Genomic DNA, 19167 nt, shown 5'->3' on the forward strand with positions numbered 1-19167 from the left:
CGCCGCGGCTGAATTAGACACTCACCATTGTCGGCCTAATCCGCGGTCTTTCATGCAGCAGGGGCTCTCAATGTTTTTATGTCCTGCTCATATCGTCTCTGCCGGCAGTTGGGGACACTCCTTGCGGGGCGTGTCCCCGTTTCGTTTTCGTCCCGTGCGTTTTGTGAAACACGGTTAACTTTTTAAACAACGTAGTAAGACATGGGTAACTTTTGCGGTAAAGTAAATCAAGTAAAAGTATCCAAAGGCTAACTAGAAGCCATCGCGAAAGGCGGCCCATGGCCCTACGTGAATCCGGAGAAGACTATCTCGAATCGATCTACGTCCTATCGGAACGTCAGGGCATCGTGCGCTCGATCGACGTTGCCGAATACCTGGGCGTGACCAAGGCGAGCGTCTCTAAAGCCATGGCGACGCTGGAGAACAGCGGCTATGTCGAAATGGGCAAGCGCGACGTTCATCTGACGGAGCGTGGTCTGGAGGTCGCTCGCCAAATGTGGGAGCGTCACTGCTTTTTCGTGGGGCTGCTAGAGGACGCAGGCGTAACGCCCGAGGTTGCCTCGCAAGAGGGCTGTCACATGGAGCATTGCCTGAGCGAGGAGAGCTTCGAGAAGCTGAGATCGATGCTGAGACGGGACAGCGACCGGGACCAGTAGACCCGCCAACTAAGTCCAACTCAGACAAGGAACCCTGCCAGCAAGTGATGCCCAAGAACCGCCAGCTGTGTCGCCGCAGGCCGGGGCCGGGCTTGGTTTTGAAAACATTCCGCAGACCAGAAGCGCCCCCGTTCGTAGCTCCGAAGGAGCAGAACGGGGGCGCTTCATTGGTCGAGGACGTTTTCAAAACCAAGCCCGGTCCCGGCCGGACAGCCCACGAACGCTACAGGTTCTTGACACCCATCGCGCGCATGGCATTCAGGATGGCGATAATCGCCACGCCTACGTCGCCGAACACGGCAAGCCACATGTTGGCGATGCCCAGTGCCGCAAGCACCAGAATCAGCAACTTAATGCCCAGCGCAAAGATGATGTTCTGCCAAACAATCGACATGGTCTTGCGCGCCACGCGGATCGCGCGGGAGATGTTGGACGGCTTGTCATCCATGAGCACGACGTCCGCCGCCTCAATTGCGGCGTCCGAGCCCATAGCGCCCATGGCGATGCCAACGTCTGCGCGGGTAAGCACGGGTGCGTCGTTGATACCGTCGCCGACAAAAGCGAGCTTGCCCTTGCCGCTTTCGCCCGCGAGCAATGCCTCGACGCGCTCGACCTTGTCGCCCGGCAGCAGCTGCGCGTGGAACTCGTCGAGCCCCAGCTGCTTAGCCACAGACGCCGCAACCTCCTCGCGGTCGCCCGTGAGCATGACGGTGCGCTTGACGCCGGCGGCGTGCAGGTCGCGGATCGTCTGCTCGGCGTCGGCCTTAACGGTGTCTGCAATCACGATGTGGCCGGCGTAAACGCCGTCAACGAGCACATGGAGGATCGTGCCGACAACCTCGCAATTGGGAGCGTCGATACCGGCCGCAGCAAGCATCTTGGCATTGCCAACGACGACGTGCTTGCCGTCGATGGTTGCCGTCACGCCGTGGCCCGCGTCGTTGGTGGAGTTGCTAACGCGCTTGGGGTCGACCTCGCTCTGGTAGGCGACACGCACGGACTGCGCGATGGGGTGATCGGAGAACGACTCCGCAAGGGCTGCGACTTCAAGCAACGACTGCTCGGTGTAGCCAGCCTCGGGGTGTACCGCGACCACCGAGAACGTGCCGTTGGTGAGGGTGCCTGTCTTGTCAAAGACGACGGTGTCCACATCGGCGAGCGTCTCGAGATAGTTAGAACCCTTGATGAGAACGCCCAGCTTGGAGGCGCCGCCGATGCCGCCAAAGAAACTGAGCGGCACGCTGATCACCAATGCGCACGGGCAGCTGACGACCAGGAAGGTCAGGCCGCGCAGGATCCAGTCGGACCAGGCGCCGGTGACCAAGCCGCCGCCAAGCGCGAGCACCGCGGCAGCGCCGGTGACGGCGGGCGTGTAGACGCGGGCGAAGCGCGTGATGAAGTTCTCGGTGCGCGCCTTCTTTTCGCTGGCATTCTCCACGAGCTCTAGGACGCGCGCGACGGTGGACTCGCCAAAGGGTTTGGTGGTGCGCACGTGGATGAGACCCGTCATGTTGATGCAGCCGCTGATGATGTCGTCGCCGGACTTGGCGGGGCGGGGAACTGACTCGCCCGTGAGTGCGGCGGTGTCGAGCTGGGTTTCGCCCTCGACGATGACGCCGTCGATAGGCACGCGCTCGCCGGGCTTGACCACAATCACGGTGCCGACGGCGATGTCATCGGGGAAGACCTGCTCGAGCGTGCCGTCGGGTTGCTCGACGTTGGCGTAGTCGGGCGCGATGTCCATCATGGCGCTGATCGACTTGCGGCTCTTGCCCACGGCGTATGCCTGGAACAGCTCGCCGACCTGGTAGAACAGCATGACGGCGGCGCCTTCGGCCATGTGCGGGTCGGTATCGGGGAAGAGCACCATGGCAAACGCGCCGATGGTTGCGACTGCCATAAGGAAACTCTCGTCGAAGGCCTTGCCGCGGCGGATGTTGTTGAATGCCTTCTGGAGCACGTCGTAGCCGGCAATCAAAAACGGCACGAGGAACAGTGCGAAGCTGGCGTAGACGTTGCCGGGCTCCCCAAATGCGATAGTGAGGGCGCCGAGCTCGTCGAGGGCATAAACAACGGCAAAAATACCCAGTGCTAGCAGGATTCGATTTCGCTTGTGCTCAAGTGACTCTTTCTTCTTGCGCTTCTTCTTTTTCTTTGTGGGATCGGCGGCTGCCATGATTCAAACCTCCCATTTGAATGTATGAACACTCGCTCATATAATTTCGCGAGCAAAGGCCGCGGCAAGCGCGGCCTTGCGGGTCAGCGTATACGCAGACTAGAGAATGATCTCGCAGTCCGGCTCGGCGTCGGTGGTAAACTCCACGACGCGGTCGAGGACCTCGTCGAACTCGGCGTCGTCGGCCTCGAGCGTCAACTTCTGAGTCATAAAGTTGACCGAAACGGACTTGACGCCCTCGAGCTTAGCCAGCTCGTCCTGAAGCTTGCGCGCGCAGTTGGCGCAGTCGATCTCGTCGAGCTTGAACTGCTTTTTCATGGTGGGTTCCTTTCTCTGTTTTTGCGGCTTGGGTGCAGGCCGCGTTGGTACCGTGGTTGGTCGCTATTCGCAGATGTGGCTCATGCCTTGGTTGAGCATGGTGTAGACATGGTCGTCGGCAAGCGAGTAGAGGATATTGCGCCCGTCGCGTCGGAATTTAACCAGGTGCGACTGCTTGAGCGTGCGCAGCTGGTGCGACACCGCGGACTGCGAGGTCGCGGTCGCCTCGGCGATGTCGGCCACGCAGAGCTCGCGGCCCATGAGGGCGTAGAGGATCTTGATGCGCGTGGTGTCGCTGAAGACCTTGAACAGGTCGGCAAGGTCGTACAGCAGCTCCTCGTCGGGAAGGTCCTCGGGCGAGCAGGTGGTGGGGATCGCGGGTTCGGTGGCCTCGATGTCGGGTTTCGTTTCATCAACGCGGGTGCTCATTGCAATATCCTTTCATATGAACATGCGCTCATATAACTTGCTTTCGATTATATGAGTGTATGTTCATATGTCAATACAATTTGCGTTAATTTCGATGGCTGCTTGCCGCTTCTGCGATTTTCTGTGGGTTGGGAGACATCGACGCAATGCTCGCCAACATATTTCGAGATGTTCGGCTAGCATGCTAAGAAAGCCACCTTGAGAAGCATTAGAACTGTTCATATTTGTACTTTATCGTGTCAAATACCGCGAGAATCAGTTCTTCCTCTACGGGAGTTTCTGCAGAATCAGTTTTATCTAAAGTTATATTGAGCATTGCTGCAGCCAATCTGGCACATCGGTGGCCGAATAAGTCGAAAAATGTAGGTGGACATCCGCAGAGATCGCCTTTAGAAGAGCGAATTCTCAATTAGATCAATAATCGTGTCGTCTTCCGTGCGGTTTTCATCGATTTTTGCGAACATGTCGCATTCCCAAGCCCCATTGATTTCCTCAGCAAGGGCCCCGACGTGTTGCATGTCGTCGGGTTCGGGCACATCGTTGATGCTCGGGTCATCAGCTTGCGGATATTGGCTTGCAATTTCGCGCTTGGCGGCCTCTTCTTCTTTGAGTGTCTCCAGGACGCGGCGACCGTATTCGAAGTAGCGCCGCAAGACAAATTGACGAAGAGTTTCTTGCAGGATGGCGAAGTTATCCGGGAGTCGACCGGGCCATATCTTCTCGCGAATGCGAATCGCTTCCATAACCCGTTTAAAAGCGGACTGCTTGAAAAACGAATGACGATTAACCGTGATAACGGCATATCCCATGTTTCGCAGCGTGTTTCGGCGCTCCTCGTCAATTGATTGCTGCTCGGGTTCGTCGTGGTAAAAGCCGTTGTATTCGATATCGGTCATCGAATTTTCGAGCAGCGCGTCGAGGTAGAAAACCGTCCGTCGCGTTAGGGCGGCGTATCTTTTGGGGACTGGGATCGGATAATCCGTTTTGATAGCGCGTATGGCTAAGCCACCCATTGACTTGGGCATTGTCAGCATCATGACAAACGCCGTTTCGAGTGGGGAGCGACAGCCTTCGTGTACATAAGAAAGTGCCTTAAGTGCTTTATTAGATCCACGATACCCCGGTGCCTCTGAAAAGAAGGCTCTGAGCTCTTCAACGCTGGTTAGGGCTGGGCGCTCGCGATATTGAGTTTCGTCGGACGTTCCAAGCGCGTAGGAGCCGCAGATTTCAAAGTAATACTCAACGAGCTCCGAAAGATTGAGGTCGGCTGTTGCTTCTAACGCGCACAGCTTGATATCGACGATGTAGACGTTCGGCTCGAGTTCTAGGTAGCTTTCTGCATCAAACGTATAGCGCGTGCAGTGGCAGATGCAGCCCTTGCGGTGCCTTTTGGCATTATTGGAAAACGTCAGCACATGGATACGTTCAGAATCGACATTCTTTCTGTTGAGCCATGCTCGTGCCGCTTCCAGGTCGGACGTGGTCGGCGCAGACACCCTGATCTTTTCCATAGGTATGGGACCGGTCGCGTAGCTTGCGAGCGAGTTGGCTGTTTGGTATACAGCGCGTGCCGTGGTATGTGACAGAATGATTCCCATACGCGCATGATGGCATAGCGGACGCCGCATACGCCCGAAACTTCGGGCAACGGTATTGGGGCGCAGCTTATCTTCTGCGAACGGTGGGTTTTTGAGCTGTCGTATTGAGGGAGCAGCTTTGGCTGGGGAGGTTTCTGCCGGCTGCCCCTTTTTGATGAACTTTAGTTGCGGATTCGTAGCTTCTAAGCGTTTTTGCCGACCGCTCAGATGCCTCACCAACATAATTTGAGTTATTCGGCCTTATCCTATACAAATGGTGCGATCGCAACGTCCTATTCGAATTGATTCAGGTAGATTTATGGGGCTTGGTTGCGAAATTAAGGCGATTTTAGCTTCGATTGCGGTTCAAGGGGCCTTGACTAGTGGTTCAGCTGGCCGAACAACTCGAAAAATGTAGGTGGGCCAACCTGCCGACTATGTGAAGCACGCGTATTTGCTCGTTTTGATGAAAACTAGGGTGCAGCCATAAGGCTGCGCCCTAGTTTACTGCGTGTCGGTGTGCCCAGACGGATTGCGCTGTGCCTGGCAGGCGCTCCCGCAGATGGATCGGTTATTTCGCGAATAGGTTCTTGAGGTTGAACTCGGCCTGAACCGTGCGGAGCATGAGGTCGGTGTCGTCGAGGCCCAGGTGCTGCTCGTTGGCGTCGGCGGCGAGGGTGCCACGGCGGCGCGCCCAGTTCTCGAGCGCGGCGGGCGCGGACTCGCGGGGGAGCGAGCGGACGTCGGCATCCAGGCTGCGGCAGATCTGGCGCGAGTCGATGACGATGATCTTGCCGGCGCGGCGTGCCTCGGCGTAACCGTCCAGGTGGATCTTGAACCAACTGTCTTCGAACGCGGCGTTATGCGCCATGTACGGGTACTTCTTCATAAGTTTGAGCAGCTGCTTCTGCAGTTCCTTGTTCTCGCGGAATGGTTTTTTGCCGTCGATGTCGTCCCAGGTAATGTGATGGATGTTCGATAGCGGCACATCCTCGCCGCGGTAGATGTCGGGCAGGCCGCAGTAGTGTGCCTCGGCGTCATGCGGGACGGCGTCGCTGGTGAGCTCCATGATCTCCCAGCCCACGTTGATGATATAGCCGCGCTCGGGTGCACGGCCGGTGGTCTCGATGTCGATACCGAGCACGGTGCCCTGGATGGGCTTGCGGGCGTAGGCCACGCCGAGCGCGTCGCGGTCGCCGCGGATTTCGCGCATAACGGACGCGGCGGTGCGCTTTTGCATCTTGCCGATGGCGGCGCAGGTGTCGGCATCGGACAGGCCGCGCGAAAGCGTCGCGGGCGTCACGTTGCGCAGGCGCGCCTCGCCAATCTGGTCGCACAGGTCGCGGTTGCGGTCAGCCAGGTCGCGCACGGTGGCAAAGTCGAAGCTGGGGTCGCCCTCGGCGGTAAAGTACTCGGTTTCGAGCACCTTAAGGGCCTCCTCGCCCTTCTGGCGCTCGGACTCCATGGCGCCGTGATCGCCATAGATAAACATGGGAATAAACGGCTGGCGCTCGTATTCGAGTGCTTGTGAAACGTTCATATAACTGCTCCTTGGACGGGCCGTGTCGCGCGGCTCGGTGGCATTGAGTTATGGCGAGATGATAGTTTACCATGGGCAACTATTGGCATCGCGCCTAGGACAACTACAATACCCTAGTTGACCGCTAGGACTTTTACAATGCTGCCGAAAGACATGAAAGGTTCCATCCGTCATGGATTTGCTGATTGATATTCTGCTCGACGCCGGCAAGGACACGCTCTCGCTGGCGCCGTTTTTGTTGGTGACGTATCTTGCTCTCGAGACACTTGAGCACGTTGCGGGCGACCGCGTCAACGGCGCTATCAAGCGCGCCGGCGCTGCGGGTCCCGTGGCTGGCTCGCTGCTGGGCATTGTGCCGCAGTGCGGATTTTCGGCCATGGCAGCAACGCTGTACGCCGGCCGTGTCGTGACGCTGGGCACGCTGGTCGCCGTGTTCCTTTCGACCTCCGATGAGATGCTGCCGCTGTTGCTCGCCGAGCAGGTGCCCGTGCAGACCATGGCGATGCTTTTGGCTTCGAAGGCATTGATCGCGCTGGTCACGGGCTTTATCGTGGACGCGGCTATCCGCGGCCTTCGTCGTAATGCCCGCGCGCATGCGGCGATTCGCCGTACCGTGCTGGGGACCGCTGCCAATCCGGCTCATGTGAACTGCGCGCACGACGACCATACCGGGGGCGACATCATTGATGAAGTGGCCGAGGCGGGCGTGAGCGCCGACCACATCCACGAGTTGTGCGAGCGCGACCATTGCGGTTGCGATGAAGACGAGGACGAGTACGAACACGGACATGGACACGATCACGGTCATGGGGGCGAGCATGAACACCATGATGGCCACGGTCACTCCCACTCTCACGAGAGCGCGCCCCTCCTGTCGATTATTCGCAGCGCCATCTCGCACACCGTGCAGGTATCGGTATTCATTTTTCTGGTGACGCTGATTCTGGTCGCCGTGCTCGAGACCTTCGGCGAGTCCGCGATCGAGCAGTTCCTGCGTGGCAACGAGACGCTCGCCGTCTTGGGCTCGGCACTCGTCGGCCTGATCCCCAACTGCTCGGCCAGCGTGGTCATTACGCAGCTGTACCTGGAGGGCGCGCTACAGCTGGCGCCGATGCTCGCCGGCACGCTCATTTCCGCCGGCGTGGGCTATCTTGTCCTGTTCCGCACCAACCGCAGCGCTCGTGAAAACGCCGTGTTCCTGGTCATGATGTACGTCATCGGCGCCGGCTGGGGCCTTATCCTATCCGCCTTCGGCCTCTAAGTAGGCCTAAAAAATGGGCTTCAAATAGCCATGCTCGGCGCCTGCGCAATGCGGCGACGCATGGCATTTTGAAGCCCGTTTTTTGTTGAGCCATGGATTCCGAGCGCTCACACCGCGCAAAACAAAAAGGTAGATTTCCGGGCATGTCCCGAAAATCTACCTTGGTTAGCGCAGCAGCTCGGTGAGGTTGCGCTTAAAGCGGGCCCGGTCTTCGCTGGTAAATGCCGCCGGACCGCGAGTGCGACCGCCGGCGCGGCGCACCTTCTTTTCCTCGTGGCGAATAAACAGTTGCATGTCGATGGTCGCCTTATCGTAGACGCGCCCGCGCACGCCGATGGCGGCGGCATCGCGCCCGAGCACCATGCTCGCCAAGCCAATGTCCTGCGTCACGACTACATCGCCCGCCTGCAGGCGTTCGACAATGGCAAAGTCGGCGCTGTCGGCGCCCACGCTCACATCGAGCGTCGTGACCCAAAATCCGCGTCGCGCATGCTCGACGTCGCGCGGATCGTCGCGGCGAATGTGGCGTTCCAGGTTCTGTGTGCTGTTGCCGGCGATAACGACGGCGACGCCCGCCCGCCGCGCGCAGTCAATCGACTCGCGCGTGACCGGGCAGGCGTCTGCATCAATAAAGAGCGTTCGCGGCATCTAGTGCACCAGTTTGCCAAATTGAATAGCGCGAACAATCAGCGTTACGCCAAACACCAGCAGTGCGGCGCCGCTAAAGATGACGAGCATCTTGGCCGACCACAGCGGATAGATAAACACGAACATGCCGGCGATGATGGAGAGCGCGCCGCTCAGGATGGCAAGGGCACGGTTGGACGAAAGCTCGGACTCCAGAATGGACATGACACCTTCGACGATCCAGCCAAAGCCGGCCACGATAACCACCATCGTGGTGAGCGTCGCGGTCGAGAAGGCCTGGTTGCGCAGGATTATGACGCCGCCCAAGATAATGAGTAGGTTGGAGATGATGCTCGTCACGCGCCAGCCGGTGGGCAGCAGTGGCTCGAAAACAGCGGTAAACAGCCTGATCGCGGCCGTGATCACAAAGTAGAAGCCCAAGACGGTCGTTAGGAAGACGAGGGACTTGGCGGGCGCAAACAGCAGTGCGATGCCGGCGACGAGCGCCAAGACGCCCGTGATGGCGTAAATCCAGCGCACGGCCTTGACGGCCTTGCCTGCCATGCTTTTCTCGTCAAATCCAAACTGGCTCGATTTTTGGTCATCGTTCTTAAAGATGCCCATAATGTCTCCTTTCCGTGCGGCGTAAGCCTTGATCGTTACAACCAGTATCGCCTAAAGGCGCTGGCGTATGGGTCGGGGAGGGCGAAACGTAACCCAAAGGCCCCGAATTGTTTCCGTTGTTCCCCACGTCGCGATTTTCTATTCAACAGGTGTAGAACATTGCAGCCCTGTTCGTTATTGCCTACGTTTTAGGTTAGATTTTCCTGAGAACAATTGCCCGAAATTGGGGGTCCCTATGAACGAAGCAGTTCCCGCAGCGCCGGTAAGCGCTGAGTCGATGGCAAAGCAGGGTTGCGAAAAGCTCGGCTTGGACGCGTTTGATGCGTTGGTTCGCTGCGCCCGCACGTGCCGTCGCTTTGACGAGTCCATGCGCGTGCCGCGTGAGCTTTTGCTTGAGCTGGCGGAGCTGGCGCACCTGACTCCCTGTGGTGCCAATGCTCAGCGTCTGCGTTTTCATGTGGTAAGCGGTGCAGAGGACTGCGCGCGTGTATTTGACGAGCTTGCATGGGCCGGTGCGCTCAAGGATTGGCCGGGTCCCGATGAGGGCGAGCGCCCGACCGGCTACATCGCGATTCTTGCCGAGCGCGCCGTTCCGGGTAAGCCCGCCGCTCCTATTACTGAGGTCGACACGGGCATTGCCGCGCAGACGATGATGCTCGCCGCCCGCAGCGCCACGCCCGAGGTGGCTGCCTGCATGTTCAAGGCCTTTACGCCCCACGCGATCGATGCCATGGGGCTCGATAGCGACAAGTATGAGCTCAAGCTGATCATGGCGTTTGGCGTTCCGGCCGAGACGCAGGTGATCGATGCGATCGATTCCAACCCCGACGGCTCAATTAATTACTGGCGCGACGAGGCGCAGGTGCACCACGTACCCAAGCGCCCGCTTGCCGACGTACTGGTGTAGCTGAGCGTCACCGCGGTGTGATCCGGCGGTAAACCACCACAAAGGTACCTGTCCCCTTTGCGGTGGTGCGAGGGGAGGACGTGTGGCAGATTTGTATTTGGTGCGGCATGGGCAGACTGAGCTCAATGTGCAGAACATTTTGCAGGGTGGGCACGATTCGCCGCTTACGGCGCGCGGGCGCGAGCAGGCGCTGGCGACGCGCGCGGCGTTTGAGGCGCGTGGCGTGACCTTTGACCGTGTGTATTCCTCGCCGTTGGGCCGGGCGCGGCATACGGCTGAGCTAATTGCTGGTGAGGGCCGCTCGATAGAGCTGGTCGATGACCTGCGCGAGTGGCATTTGGGCTCGCTGGAGGGTACATCAAATCGCGAGATGCCGCCGCAGCCCTGGGGTGATTATCCGGTGGCCTTTGGTGGCGAGTCTGAAGGCGAGCTCCAGTCGCGCATGGTCGCGGCGCTGTCCCACATCATGGCCAGGCCGCAGCACGACTGTGTGCTGGCAGTCTCCCACGGCTCTTCCTGCCAGGAGTTTCTTGAGTATGTGACTGGCAGGGGAGAGCTACCCGACAACGGTGCCGTGCTTCATTTTGGCTATTGCGACGGTGCGTTTTCGCTCCTTGATTGGTAACGAACGAAAGGACCCCTATGAATAAAGACCTGTATCTGGTTCGTCATGGGCAGACAATATTCAACCTTAAGCGCATTATTCAGGGTTGGAGTGACTCGCCGCTCACGCAGCTGGGATGCGACCAGGCGGCGCGTGCCGGCATGTTCTTACGTGCGCGCGGCATTGAACCCGATCATGCCTACACCTCCACACTTCATCGCACCGAGCAGACTATCGCCAACCTGTGGCCGGGCTTGGCGTACGAGCGCCTGGACGGTCTGCGTGAGTGGTTCTTTGGCGACTTTGAGGCCGAGCGCGTGATGCTTATGCCCGAGCGCCCGTGGCGAGATTTCTATCGTCAGTTTGGCGGCGAGGGCCAGATGCAGGTGCGCGAGCGCATGGCGGCGACGATAACCGATCTTATGCGACGTCCGGACCACGAGTGCGTGCTCGCGGTGAGCCACGGTTCGGCTATCAAGGAGTTTTTGGACCACGTGCGGGGCGCGGCGGCCGACGAGCGCGAACGCGTGCCGGGCAACTGCTCAGTGCTGCATTTTGCGTTTGACGATGCGGCCGATACGTTTGAACTGGTCGAAGTCTTTACGCAGGAAGACTACGCGCGCGAGCTGGGGCTTGAACCGCTCGTGGCTACTGCGGGTCCGCAGCGCGGATAACGCGAGCGCGGCGGCACGGGTCGTCGGCATAACTTCTCGACGCAAAAGGGGCGGAGATGCATGTACCTGCTGCATCTCCGCCCCCTGTTTGTTGGGCTGCCGATTTTTGTGCTGGACGGTCTGGTCTTGCTAGAACCGCGCGACCTGGTGCGTGAGCAGACCCGTCGGAACCTGCGCCGCGCCGCCGCTGACCTGCGCGGCGGGGAAGAGCGCAGCTACGGCAAAGTTGAACGGCTCTTTGCCCGTGTAGGTGCCGGCGGCACGTGCATCGTCGGCCAGGAGCTGTGATGCCTCGACTAGTGCGACAGCGTAGGCAGGGTCGTCGGCCAGTGCCGGCTCCGGCGCCTGGTCGAGCATGGCGCGGATGGCCCCGACGGCGTCCTCGCGCTTGACCTCCCACACGCGGTGCGTAATGCCGGCGGGGTCGGTGACGGCATAGAGTGAAGCGCCCTCTTTTGCGGCGCCGAGGATGATATCCATGACGGGAGAGGCTTCGTAGACAAGCGTTACGGGACGGGGCTGTACCTTGAGGTCGGCGATTGCGCGCGCAGCGGCGGTCGTATCGGCGGCAACCGCGTCGCCGCCCGCCAGCGCACCAACCGGGCAGATCGCCACGACACCCGTCACACGTCCCGGCTCGCCCGAGCATTCGTACACGTAATACGCCGCACCCGGGTCCTTGAGCATCAGACCATCGGCAAGGGCTCCGCGCAGAGCATCGTTGCCGCTCAGGATGCTGCCCATTGCAGGCAGCGCCTCGAGCACGCGGTCCTGAGCCGGGCGGATGCAGGGAAACGGAAGTGCTTTCATGGGCGGTCCTAACGCACGAGTCGGTTTGTTCGCGGCTTATTATGCCCCAACTTGGCCGCTCGCGTCCCAGAGCACGTTATCGGCGAGCGCGATTAGCACCTGCTGACAACGAACGATATCGGCGTGGGGCACATATTCGTTGGGCTTGTGCGCGAGCGCGAGCGACCCGGGACCGTAGCTCATGCAATTGCGGTTACCTGTCTTGCCGGCAATGACGGCGGTGTCGGTGTAGCCGGTAAAGAAGCCTACGGTCGTGTCCGCGTCCGTCACGTCATCGGCGGCACGCTTGAGCGCTGCTAGAAGGGGAGAGTTCGGGTCGCGCTCGATGGCGGGGCGGTCGCCCGTCACGGTGTAGCTGCCATGGCAACCGGGGACCGCGGCTTCGGCGCCGGCGATGGCCAGCTCTACCATGCGCTTCGCGGCGGCCGTATCGGTCGGAGGCGTCAGACGCATGTCGACCCAGACTTTGGCGCGGTCGGGCACGACATAGGGGCGATATCCGCCCTCGATTTGGCCAAACGTGATGGTCGAAGGCCCCAGCTCATCGTGCGCGGGCAGCGCCATAAACGCGCGACGGAGCGAACACACGACCTCGGCCATGGCAGCGACGGCATCCGCGCCCTTCCAGGGCTGGCTCGCATGCGCCGTCACGCCAGTCATTTCAATCTCGAACCACGTACGCCCCTTGTGCGCCACCTGGATCTGTCCGTCGGTGGGCTCGGTGTCCAGCACCCATTCACGCGAGCCGACCCAGCCAGCATCGATCGTGGCCTCTGAGCCGCGCATAAAGTCCTCCTCGTCGACCGAGCAAATGAGTGAGAAGCCACGGCGGGGCAGCTTGCCTTCTGCCGCCACGCGCTCGAGCGTATGGACCAGTGCGGCAATGGCGCAGGCCAGGCCACCCTTCATATCGCAGGCACCGCGGCCATAGAGTTTATCGTTGCGCACGATCGCTCCGAGCGGCGGAATGTCCGCGTCCCAGCCATCGCCCAGCGTAACGGTATCCATATGGCAGATATAGACGAGCCGTGGCTCGTCGCTCAGTCCCGGCACGGTGACCATAAGGTTGCGGCGCCCGGGCAGCACCTCGAGTTCCTCAACCTGCACGGCATCGAGTACCGGATGGCTCAGCTGCGCCAACCGTTCCTCAACCAACGCTTTGATATAGCGTTCAATCTCGCCCTCATACGCACCTGGGTCGGAACTGTCGATCCGCACGAGCCCTTGCGTAAGCCACCAGGCAAAATCTGTATCAACCATAGGCACCTCACAGATAGTTAGGTAAACATACAGATTGTATGCCAAGAAGCGGCTCGGTGCATTTAATGGAGTGCTCACAAAAACGGGGGCGCCTCTCGTGCGAAAGGCGCCCCCGCGGGCATTCAATGTCAGTGACGGGCAGGCCACATGGGGAACTGCCCGTCAGATCAGCCGGCGCTATTTGATTACGCGCACGCGATACATCGACGGAATCTGCTTGAGCGCCTCGATGGTGCTGCTGTCCAGGTGCTCGTCGGTGTCGAACATGGTGTAGGCGTTCTCGCCAGCGGACTCGTTGGTCATACGCTGCACGTTGGCGTTGTCCTTGGCGAGAATGGCCGTGATCTGGCCGATCATGTTGGGCACGTTGGCGTGCAGGCAGGCGATGCGGCTTGCGGCGCGCGCCTTGCCCATGCTGCAGGCGGGGTAGTTGACGCTATGTGCGATGTTGCCGTTCTCCAGGTAATCCTTGAGCTCGCTGATGGCCATGTCTGCGCAGTTGGCCTCGGCCTCGCCGGTGCCGGCGCCCGAGTGCGTGGTGATAAACGTATTGGGCATCTTGACGGTCTTGGGAGTGGCAAAGTCGCAGCTAAACCAGCTGAGCTTGCCTGCACGCAGGGCGGCGTCGACGGCGTCCTCGTCAATGATGGTCTCGCGTGCGTAGTTGATGAGCACGGCGTCCGGTGCCAGCAGGTTAATCTGCTCGGTGCTGATCATGCCGATGGTGTCGGCCTTGCTGGGCACGTGCACGGTGAGGTAGTCGCAGCCGCGGCAGAGATCCTCGAGCGTGCCCACGCGCTGCACCTCGCGGCTCAGCACCCACGCGTGCTCAACGGAAATGAACGGATCGTAGCCATAGACGTCCATGCCCAGATCGACGCAGGCGTTGGCGACCTTGGAGCCCACGTTGCCCAGGCCGATGACACCGATGCGCTTGCCCTTGAGCTCGCGGCCCACAAAGGCCTTCTTGGCCTTTTCGGCATCGACCTGGATCTCGGGGTCGTCGGCGTTGTCGCGCACCCAGTTCATCGATTGCACCACGCCGCGGCTCGAGAGCACCAGCATGCCTAGGACGAGCTCCTTGACGGCGTTGCTGTTGGCGCCGGGGGAGTTAAAGACGACGACGCCCTTCTTGGCGTACTCCTCGACGGGGATGTTGTTGACGCCGGCACCGCAGCGGGCGATGGCGCGGATGCCCTCGGGCAGCTCGTAGCCGTGCAGGTCGGTCGAGCGCATCAGGATCGCGTCGGCCTCTTCGGCGGTGCTCACAAATTCGTAGCCCTCGCCAAACTCGACTTTGCCGTCCTTGGTAATGTCATCGATGGTTTTAATCTTGCGCATGGAAAACTCCTTAGCAGGTTTGTCTAAAACAAGTGGTTTGAAGTGGCTGGTCGGCCCGCGTGTTGCGGGCTAGTTAGATCGCGGACTCAAACTATGCTGCGCTTCGAAGTACTTCATGTACGTGGCCAGCGCCTGTACGTCCTCCATGGTGACTGCGTTGTACACGCTGGCGCGCATGCCGCCGACGAGGCGATGGCCCTTGACGTTTTGGATCTGGTGCTCTGCCGCGCCCGCAACAAAGGCGGCGTCGAGGTCGGCGTCGCCGGTGCGGAACGTGACGTTGGCGATGGAGCGACTGTCTGTCTGCGCGGTGCCGTGGAATAGTTTGCTGTTCTCGAGCAAGTCGTAGAGCAGGTTGGCCTTGGCCCAGTTGCGCTCGGCCATGGCGGCAAGTCCGCCGGTCTGCTCCACCCAACGGAACACCTTGCCGCACACGTAGATGCCAAAGGTGTTGGGCGTGTTGAGCATGGAGCCCTTGGCGGCCTGGGTCTTAAGGTCCAGGTACTGCGGCGTCTGCGCAAAGGCCGGACCGTCAGCGATCAGGCCGTCGCGCACGATAACCACGGTGACGCCCGCGGCGCCGGCGTTTTTCTGCGCGCCGGCGTAGATGAGTCCGTAGCGCTCGACGTCGAGCGGCTGCGACAAAAAGCAGCTCGAGACATCGGCGACCAGCGGTACGTCGCCGCAAGCGGGCAGCTCGTGGTACATGGTGCCAAAGATGGTGTTGTTCTGGCAGATGTAGACGTAGTCGAGCCCGTCGCCCGCGGCCTCGGCGGCAATGCGCGCGTTGACGTCGGCCATGGTGGGTATGCGGTCGAAATTGGTGTCCTCGGAGCTCGCGAGCAGCACGGCCTCGCCGTACTTGGCGGCCTCCTTGTACGCCTTGTTGGCAAAGTTACCGGTCACGACGTAGCCGGCGCGGCCGCGGCGCATGAGGTTCATGGGGATGCCCGCAAACTGCAGCGTGGCGCCGCCCTGCAAAAACAGGACACGGTAGTTGTCGGGGATGCTCAGCAGACGGCGCAGGGTTGCCTCGGCGTCGTCGATGATCTGCTGGTACATGCTAGATCGATGGCTCATCTCGAGCACGGACATGCCGCAACCGCGGTAGTCCATCATCTCGTCGGCGATCTCGGCGAGCACGCTTGCGGGCAGCGCGGCCGGGCCAGCTGAGAAGTTGTGCACACGTGCCATCTTCTAGTTCCCCCTCGTAGTCGTTTGAACGTTCGGGATACTTTAGCACAGTGGAGCGCCAGGCGCGACCGTATCACGGTAAAACTCGACTGCGCCGCTATGATTTACAGGATGGTTACATGGGGGAGGGGTGACCTTACTCCTCAGGCAAATCCAAATCTGCGAGCGAAGACATGAGGTTCTCTAGGCGCTTGATCTCTTCGTCCTAAATTAGCTACCTCCTAGTCACTACGATGCGAGTGTGGCGATGACGGCTTCGTCGCCGGCATATATGAGGGTATTGCCGTCGGGAATGATCGTCTGGCCGTCGCGCTTGAGCATCACGACGATAAACGGGTGCTTGCCTTGCGGAACGTCGCGCAGGCGCTGGCCGGCCAGGCGACCGTGGGGAGTCACGGTGACCTCGCGCAGCGTAACCTCGGCACGCTCTTCAAACGTCGGGGCAGCCATCACCAATAGGTCGCCTTCCTCAATCACGGTATCGCCGTTGGGCAGCACCGGGTGCGCCCCGTCGCGCAGCACCAGGACCACGAGCATATCTGTGGCGCTGCCAATGTCCGCGAGCGAGCGTCCGGCAAACGGATGTCCAGCGCCCACCTTGAGCTTTACAAACGACATGCCGTCCTCGTCACGGTAGTCATTAAAGGTGCGGCGCACGTCGCCGGTCGCATCGATCATATCGAGCTTCTTCGCCACCGCCGGCAGCAGCGAGCCCTGCACCACAATGCTCGACACGGCAATCACAAACACCAGGTCAAATAGGTCGTGTCCGCCAGGAACGCCGGCAACCACGGCAAAGAGACTAAAGACGACCGAAGCTGCTCCGCGCAGGCCCGCCCAGCTTACGAGTGCGACCTGGCGGGGGTTTGTCTTAAAGGACGCCAGGAGCACGCCGACGGCGATGGGACGGCTCACGAAGAGCATAAACGCCATGAGCGCCAAGCCCGGCAGCAGCATCTGCGGCAGGCGCGCGGGCGTTACGAGCAGGCCGAGCAAGAAGAAGATTGTCATCTCTGCCATCTCGGTGAGGGTGTCAAAGAAGTGCGCCATCTCGACCTTGCCGGTGATGTCGCTGGCACCCAGCACAATGCCGGCCAGGTATACAGCCAAAAAGCCGTTGCCGCCCAGATAGCTTGGTAGCGCGTAGGCAACGATCGCCACGGCGAACAAAAAGATGGTCTGCGCGCCCTCGGCCGTTGCGTGCGCGCGTTCAATCAGGCGGCCCGCCGCCCAGCCGATGGCGAGGCCCAGGCCCACGCCCAAGATAATCTGCTTGGCCAGCAGTGCGGGAATGTTGATGTCGCCGCCGGCCGCGAGTGTGGCGAGCACGGCGGTGAGCATATAGGCGACGGGATCGTTGGAGCCCGATTCGACCTCGAGCAGCGAGTCGGTGCCGCCCCTCAGCGAAAGGCTGTGCTCGCGCAGAACGCTAAAGACGCTGGCCGCGTCGGTGGATGCCACGACTGATCCCAGCAGCAGGCCGCCGATCCAGTCGAAGCCCAGCACAAAGCGGGCGAACACGCCGGTGATGCCCGCGGTGATGACGACGCCGAGCGTGCTCAGCAGCACCGCGGGCACGGCGACGGGCTTGGCGCGGTCGATGTTGGTGTTAAAGCCGCCGTAGAACATGATGAACAGCAGCGCCGTGCTGCAGACGGTTTCGGTGAGTCCGTAGTCGCCAAAGTCGATATGCGCCGGGCCGTTGACGCCCAACAGCATGCCGAGCGCGATAAAGATGAGCAGGGTGGGGAAGGGGAGCTTTTTGCCGACGGGTTTGATGGTCAGGCACAAAATGATGACGAGGCCGATAAAAAGAAGGATCTGGTTCATGGATGGTGTCCGCTCCTGGGTGGTTGGCGTGGCACGGTCAGTTGTCTGCGGTTATTTGTACCCAAAGATGGTGGGTTTATGGGGTTGGATTGCGGGCGTGCGCGATATCGTCATAGACGGCTGCCGTCTTTGCCTCTGCTCGGAAACCCTTTCCAGCTTTATTGCAACGGAGTACAATGGGTAACGTTTAAGTTCAACTTGAAGTTTTAGTTGCGGCACCGGGCTTCGGCCGCAATGCAAGGAGAGGCGTACCATGGCGATCTATGTGACATCTGATGCTCACGGGCACGTGCGTGCGCTTGACGAGGCCCTGTCTAAGATCTCGTTGACGTCCGACGACATGCTGTACGTGCTGGGCGACATGATCGATCGCGGGCCCGATCCGGTCGGCGTTATTAAGCTCGTGCGCTCGCTGCCCAACGCCCACGTGCTCAAGGGTAATCACGAGCAGATCATGCTCGATGCCATCATTGGTCAGGATCCGCTCGATGCCGAGACCTGGGATATCAACGGTGGCTGGACGACGCGCGAGCAGCTCAACGACATGGAATTTGAGGCATATGAGGAGCTCGTGCGATGGATGGCCGCGCTGCCGCTCTACGCGGTGGTCGAGACCGAGGAGCGCCCGTATCTGCTGGTACATGCTGGAATCGAGATGAAGGCGGCGCGCGCGTTTTTGCTTGAGCATGGCGTCGATTGTGCCGATGGCGTTGGAGCGGTGGGTGCCGATCGCGAGCTGCTGCAGCAGATGCTCGCGGTACAGTCGTCCGATGACCTGCTGTGGATTCGTCACGGCTATTGGGATGCCCCGACGGGGCTGCTTTCTACCGAGGGTAAGGGCCCGGTCGTGGTGAGCGGCCACACGCCCACGGTATCGCTTGGGCGCTATTGCGAGGTCGGTGGTCTGGCGGGGCTCGATGAGGAATCGGGACGCGGGCAGATCGTGCGCTTGGGCGGCGAGGACACTGCCGGTGTGCCCGATCGTATCGATATCGACTGCGCCGCCGCCACCGGCTCCGAGTTCGGTCGCGTGGGCATCCTGCGGCTCGATGGTGGGGCGGAGTTCTACGCGAATATTCGCCCCGGGGAATAACGGCGCAAGGGGTAGCTAATTTTGGACGGGGCCTTTTTTGACTATTTTTGCCCTTCTGCCCGCAAATTGATTTTTCAGGGACGGGGATTAGATAATCATTTGGCTGCACGCTGGCTAAGTGAGTAGACTTTTTTGGAAATGCCGAGCACCCAACATATTTGCCTCAATAAAACCGACGCTCCTATAAGTTGTCAAGAGGCAGTTTGCGGGAGCGCTCTCTCCAATTCGCACAGGAGCTCGTAATAC

The 19167-nt window shown here is 60.4% G+C and carries 18 protein-coding genes; 6 read left to right on the forward strand and 12 right to left on the reverse strand.

What is annotated here, in order from left to right:
• Nucleotides 1-278 precede the first annotated feature (278 nt).
• Nucleotides 279-656, forward strand: a complete 378-nt coding sequence (locus tag I1969_RS10310; protein ID WP_195235051.1) for a metal-dependent transcriptional regulator — start codon at nucleotides 279-281, stop codon at nucleotides 654-656.
• A gap of 223 nt (nucleotides 657-879) precedes the next feature.
• Here I1969_RS10310 and I1969_RS10315 read toward each other — a convergent pair whose 3' ends face one another.
• From I1969_RS10315 to I1969_RS10335, 5 genes are all read right to left on the reverse strand, one after another.
• Nucleotides 880-2832 (reverse strand): heavy metal translocating P-type ATPase, encoded by a 1953-nt coding sequence (locus I1969_RS10315; RefSeq protein WP_195235052.1) that lies wholly within the window; start codon nucleotides 2830-2832, stop codon nucleotides 880-882.
• A gap of 99 nt (nucleotides 2833-2931) precedes the next feature.
• The gene (locus I1969_RS10320) at nucleotides 2932-3150 is read right to left on the reverse strand and encodes a cation transporter (RefSeq protein WP_195235053.1); all 219 of its coding nucleotides are present in this window, start codon (nucleotides 3148-3150) and stop codon (nucleotides 2932-2934) included.
• A 63-nt stretch (nucleotides 3151-3213) separates the two neighbouring features.
• Nucleotides 3214-3579: an ArsR/SmtB family transcription factor gene (locus tag I1969_RS10325; protein WP_229028399.1), complete on the reverse strand. Its 366-nt coding sequence runs from the start codon at nucleotides 3577-3579 to the stop codon at nucleotides 3214-3216.
• Between the two features lie 389 nt (nucleotides 3580-3968).
• Nucleotides 3969-5090, reverse strand: coding sequence for a hypothetical protein (locus I1969_RS10330; protein WP_147330606.1), 1122 nt, complete (start codon nucleotides 5088-5090; stop codon nucleotides 3969-3971).
• A gap of 637 nt (nucleotides 5091-5727) precedes the next feature.
• Entirely contained in the window at nucleotides 5728-6696 is a 969-nt protein-coding gene (locus I1969_RS10335) for a 3'-5' exonuclease (protein WP_006235437.1), read from the reverse strand.
• A 172-nt stretch (nucleotides 6697-6868) separates the two neighbouring features.
• On the opposite strand from I1969_RS10335, the gene I1969_RS10340 reads away from it, so the two are divergent.
• The gene (locus tag I1969_RS10340; protein WP_195235054.1) at nucleotides 6869-7957 is read left to right on the forward strand and encodes a putative manganese transporter; all 1089 of its coding nucleotides are present in this window, start codon (nucleotides 6869-6871) and stop codon (nucleotides 7955-7957) included.
• Between the two features lie 165 nt (nucleotides 7958-8122).
• Here the strand turns inward: I1969_RS10340 and I1969_RS10345 are convergent, their stop codons facing one another.
• On the reverse strand, nucleotides 8123-8605 hold the full coding sequence (locus I1969_RS10345) for a YaiI/YqxD family protein (protein ID WP_055310731.1): 483 nt from the start codon (nucleotides 8603-8605) through the stop codon (nucleotides 8123-8125).
• Nucleotides 8606-9208, reverse strand: a complete 603-nt coding sequence (locus tag I1969_RS10350) for an HdeD family acid-resistance protein (protein ID WP_035137275.1) — start codon at nucleotides 9206-9208, stop codon at nucleotides 8606-8608. It abuts the gene before it with no gap.
• Nucleotides 9209-9443: 235 nt separating this feature from the next.
• Here I1969_RS10350 and I1969_RS10355 point away from each other — a divergent pair, with 235 nt between their 5' ends.
• The 3 genes from I1969_RS10355 to I1969_RS10365 all read left to right on the forward strand — a co-directional run bounded on the left by I1969_RS10355 (nucleotide 9444) and on the right by I1969_RS10365 (nucleotide 11393).
• Complete coding sequence (locus I1969_RS10355; RefSeq protein WP_195235055.1) at nucleotides 9444-10115, forward strand: nitroreductase family protein; 672 nt, start codon at nucleotides 9444-9446, stop codon at nucleotides 10113-10115.
• Nucleotides 10116-10197: 82 nt separating this feature from the next.
• A complete protein-coding gene (locus I1969_RS10360; protein WP_022095009.1) occupies nucleotides 10198-10740 on the forward strand; it encodes a histidine phosphatase family protein in 543 nt (180 codons plus the stop codon).
• A 17-nt stretch (nucleotides 10741-10757) separates the two neighbouring features.
• On the forward strand, nucleotides 10758-11393 hold the full coding sequence (locus I1969_RS10365) for a histidine phosphatase family protein (protein ID WP_138374914.1): 636 nt from the start codon (nucleotides 10758-10760) through the stop codon (nucleotides 11391-11393).
• Between the two features lie 129 nt (nucleotides 11394-11522).
• Here I1969_RS10365 and I1969_RS10370 read toward each other — a convergent pair whose 3' ends face one another.
• The 5 genes from I1969_RS10370 to I1969_RS10390 form a co-directional block, all read right to left on the reverse strand.
• Nucleotides 11523-12203: a DUF1015 family protein gene (locus tag I1969_RS10370; RefSeq protein ID WP_195235056.1), complete on the reverse strand. Its 681-nt coding sequence runs from the start codon at nucleotides 12201-12203 to the stop codon at nucleotides 11523-11525.
• 39 nt (nucleotides 12204-12242) lie between these two features.
• Nucleotides 12243-13463: a M20 family metallopeptidase gene (locus tag I1969_RS10375; protein WP_195235057.1), complete on the reverse strand. Its 1221-nt coding sequence runs from the start codon at nucleotides 13461-13463 to the stop codon at nucleotides 12243-12245.
• A 177-nt stretch (nucleotides 13464-13640) separates the two neighbouring features.
• A complete protein-coding gene (locus tag I1969_RS10380; protein ID WP_118259326.1) occupies nucleotides 13641-14804 on the reverse strand; it encodes a phosphoglycerate dehydrogenase in 1164 nt (387 codons plus the stop codon).
• Nucleotides 14805-14873: 69 nt separating this feature from the next.
• Nucleotides 14874-15998: a 3-phosphoserine/phosphohydroxythreonine transaminase gene (gene serC, locus I1969_RS10385; protein WP_195235058.1), complete on the reverse strand. Its 1125-nt coding sequence runs from the start codon at nucleotides 15996-15998 to the stop codon at nucleotides 14874-14876.
• A gap of 228 nt (nucleotides 15999-16226) precedes the next feature.
• Nucleotides 16227-17828 (reverse strand): potassium/proton antiporter, encoded by a 1602-nt coding sequence (locus I1969_RS10390; protein WP_195235059.1) that lies wholly within the window; start codon nucleotides 17826-17828, stop codon nucleotides 16227-16229.
• 253 nt (nucleotides 17829-18081) lie between these two features.
• Here I1969_RS10390 and I1969_RS10395 point away from each other — a divergent pair, with 253 nt between their 5' ends.
• Nucleotides 18082-18921 (forward strand): metallophosphoesterase family protein, encoded by an 840-nt coding sequence (locus tag I1969_RS10395; protein ID WP_195235060.1) that lies wholly within the window; start codon nucleotides 18082-18084, stop codon nucleotides 18919-18921.
• The last annotated feature ends 246 nt before the right edge of the window (nucleotides 18922-19167 follow it).

It is taken from the genome of Collinsella aerofaciens, assembly GCF_015548375.1.
In the GTDB taxonomy this organism is placed as follows: Bacteria; Actinomycetota; Coriobacteriia; order Coriobacteriales; family Coriobacteriaceae; genus Collinsella; species Collinsella aerofaciens_AB.

Bases quoted from the DNA above. Each gene is read 5' to 3' on its own strand.
- I1969_RS10310 (WP_195235051.1), top strand. From the start codon at position 279: ATGGCCCTACGTGAATCCGGAGAAGACTATCTCGAATCGATCTACGTC.
- I1969_RS10315 (WP_195235052.1), bottom strand. From the start codon at position 2,832: ATGGCAGCCGCCGATCCCACAAAGAAAAAGAAGAAGCGCAAGAAGAAA.
- I1969_RS10320 (WP_195235053.1), bottom strand. From the start codon at position 3,150: ATGAAAAAGCAGTTCAAGCTCGACGAGATCGACTGCGCCAACTGCGCG.
- I1969_RS10325 (WP_229028399.1), bottom strand. From the start codon at position 3,579: ATGAGCACCCGCGTTGATGAAACGAAACCCGACATCGAGGCCACCGAA.
- I1969_RS10330 (WP_147330606.1), bottom strand. From the start codon at position 5,090: ATGGAAAAGATCAGGGTGTCTGCGCCGACCACGTCCGACCTGGAAGCG.
- I1969_RS10335 (WP_006235437.1), bottom strand. From the start codon at position 6,696: ATGAACGTTTCACAAGCACTCGAATACGAGCGCCAGCCGTTTATTCCC.
- I1969_RS10340 (WP_195235054.1), top strand. From the start codon at position 6,869: ATGGATTTGCTGATTGATATTCTGCTCGACGCCGGCAAGGACACGCTC.
- I1969_RS10345 (WP_055310731.1), bottom strand. From the start codon at position 8,605: ATGCCGCGAACGCTCTTTATTGATGCAGACGCCTGCCCGGTCACGCGC.
- I1969_RS10350 (WP_035137275.1), bottom strand. From the start codon at position 9,208: ATGGGCATCTTTAAGAACGATGACCAAAAATCGAGCCAGTTTGGATTT.
- I1969_RS10355 (WP_195235055.1), top strand. From the start codon at position 9,444: ATGAACGAAGCAGTTCCCGCAGCGCCGGTAAGCGCTGAGTCGATGGCA.
- I1969_RS10365 (WP_138374914.1), top strand. From the start codon at position 10,758: ATGAATAAAGACCTGTATCTGGTTCGTCATGGGCAGACAATATTCAAC.
- I1969_RS10370 (WP_195235056.1), bottom strand. From the start codon at position 12,203: ATGAAAGCACTTCCGTTTCCCTGCATCCGCCCGGCTCAGGACCGCGTG.
- I1969_RS10375 (WP_195235057.1), bottom strand. From the start codon at position 13,463: ATGGTTGATACAGATTTTGCCTGGTGGCTTACGCAAGGGCTCGTGCGG.
- I1969_RS10380 (WP_118259326.1), bottom strand. From the start codon at position 14,804: ATGCGCAAGATTAAAACCATCGATGACATTACCAAGGACGGCAAAGTC.
- serC (WP_195235058.1), bottom strand. From the start codon at position 15,998: ATGGCACGTGTGCACAACTTCTCAGCTGGCCCGGCCGCGCTGCCCGCA.
- I1969_RS10390 (WP_195235059.1), bottom strand. From the start codon at position 17,828: ATGAACCAGATCCTTCTTTTTATCGGCCTCGTCATCATTTTGTGCCTG.
- I1969_RS10395 (WP_195235060.1), top strand. From the start codon at position 18,082: ATGGCGATCTATGTGACATCTGATGCTCACGGGCACGTGCGTGCGCTT.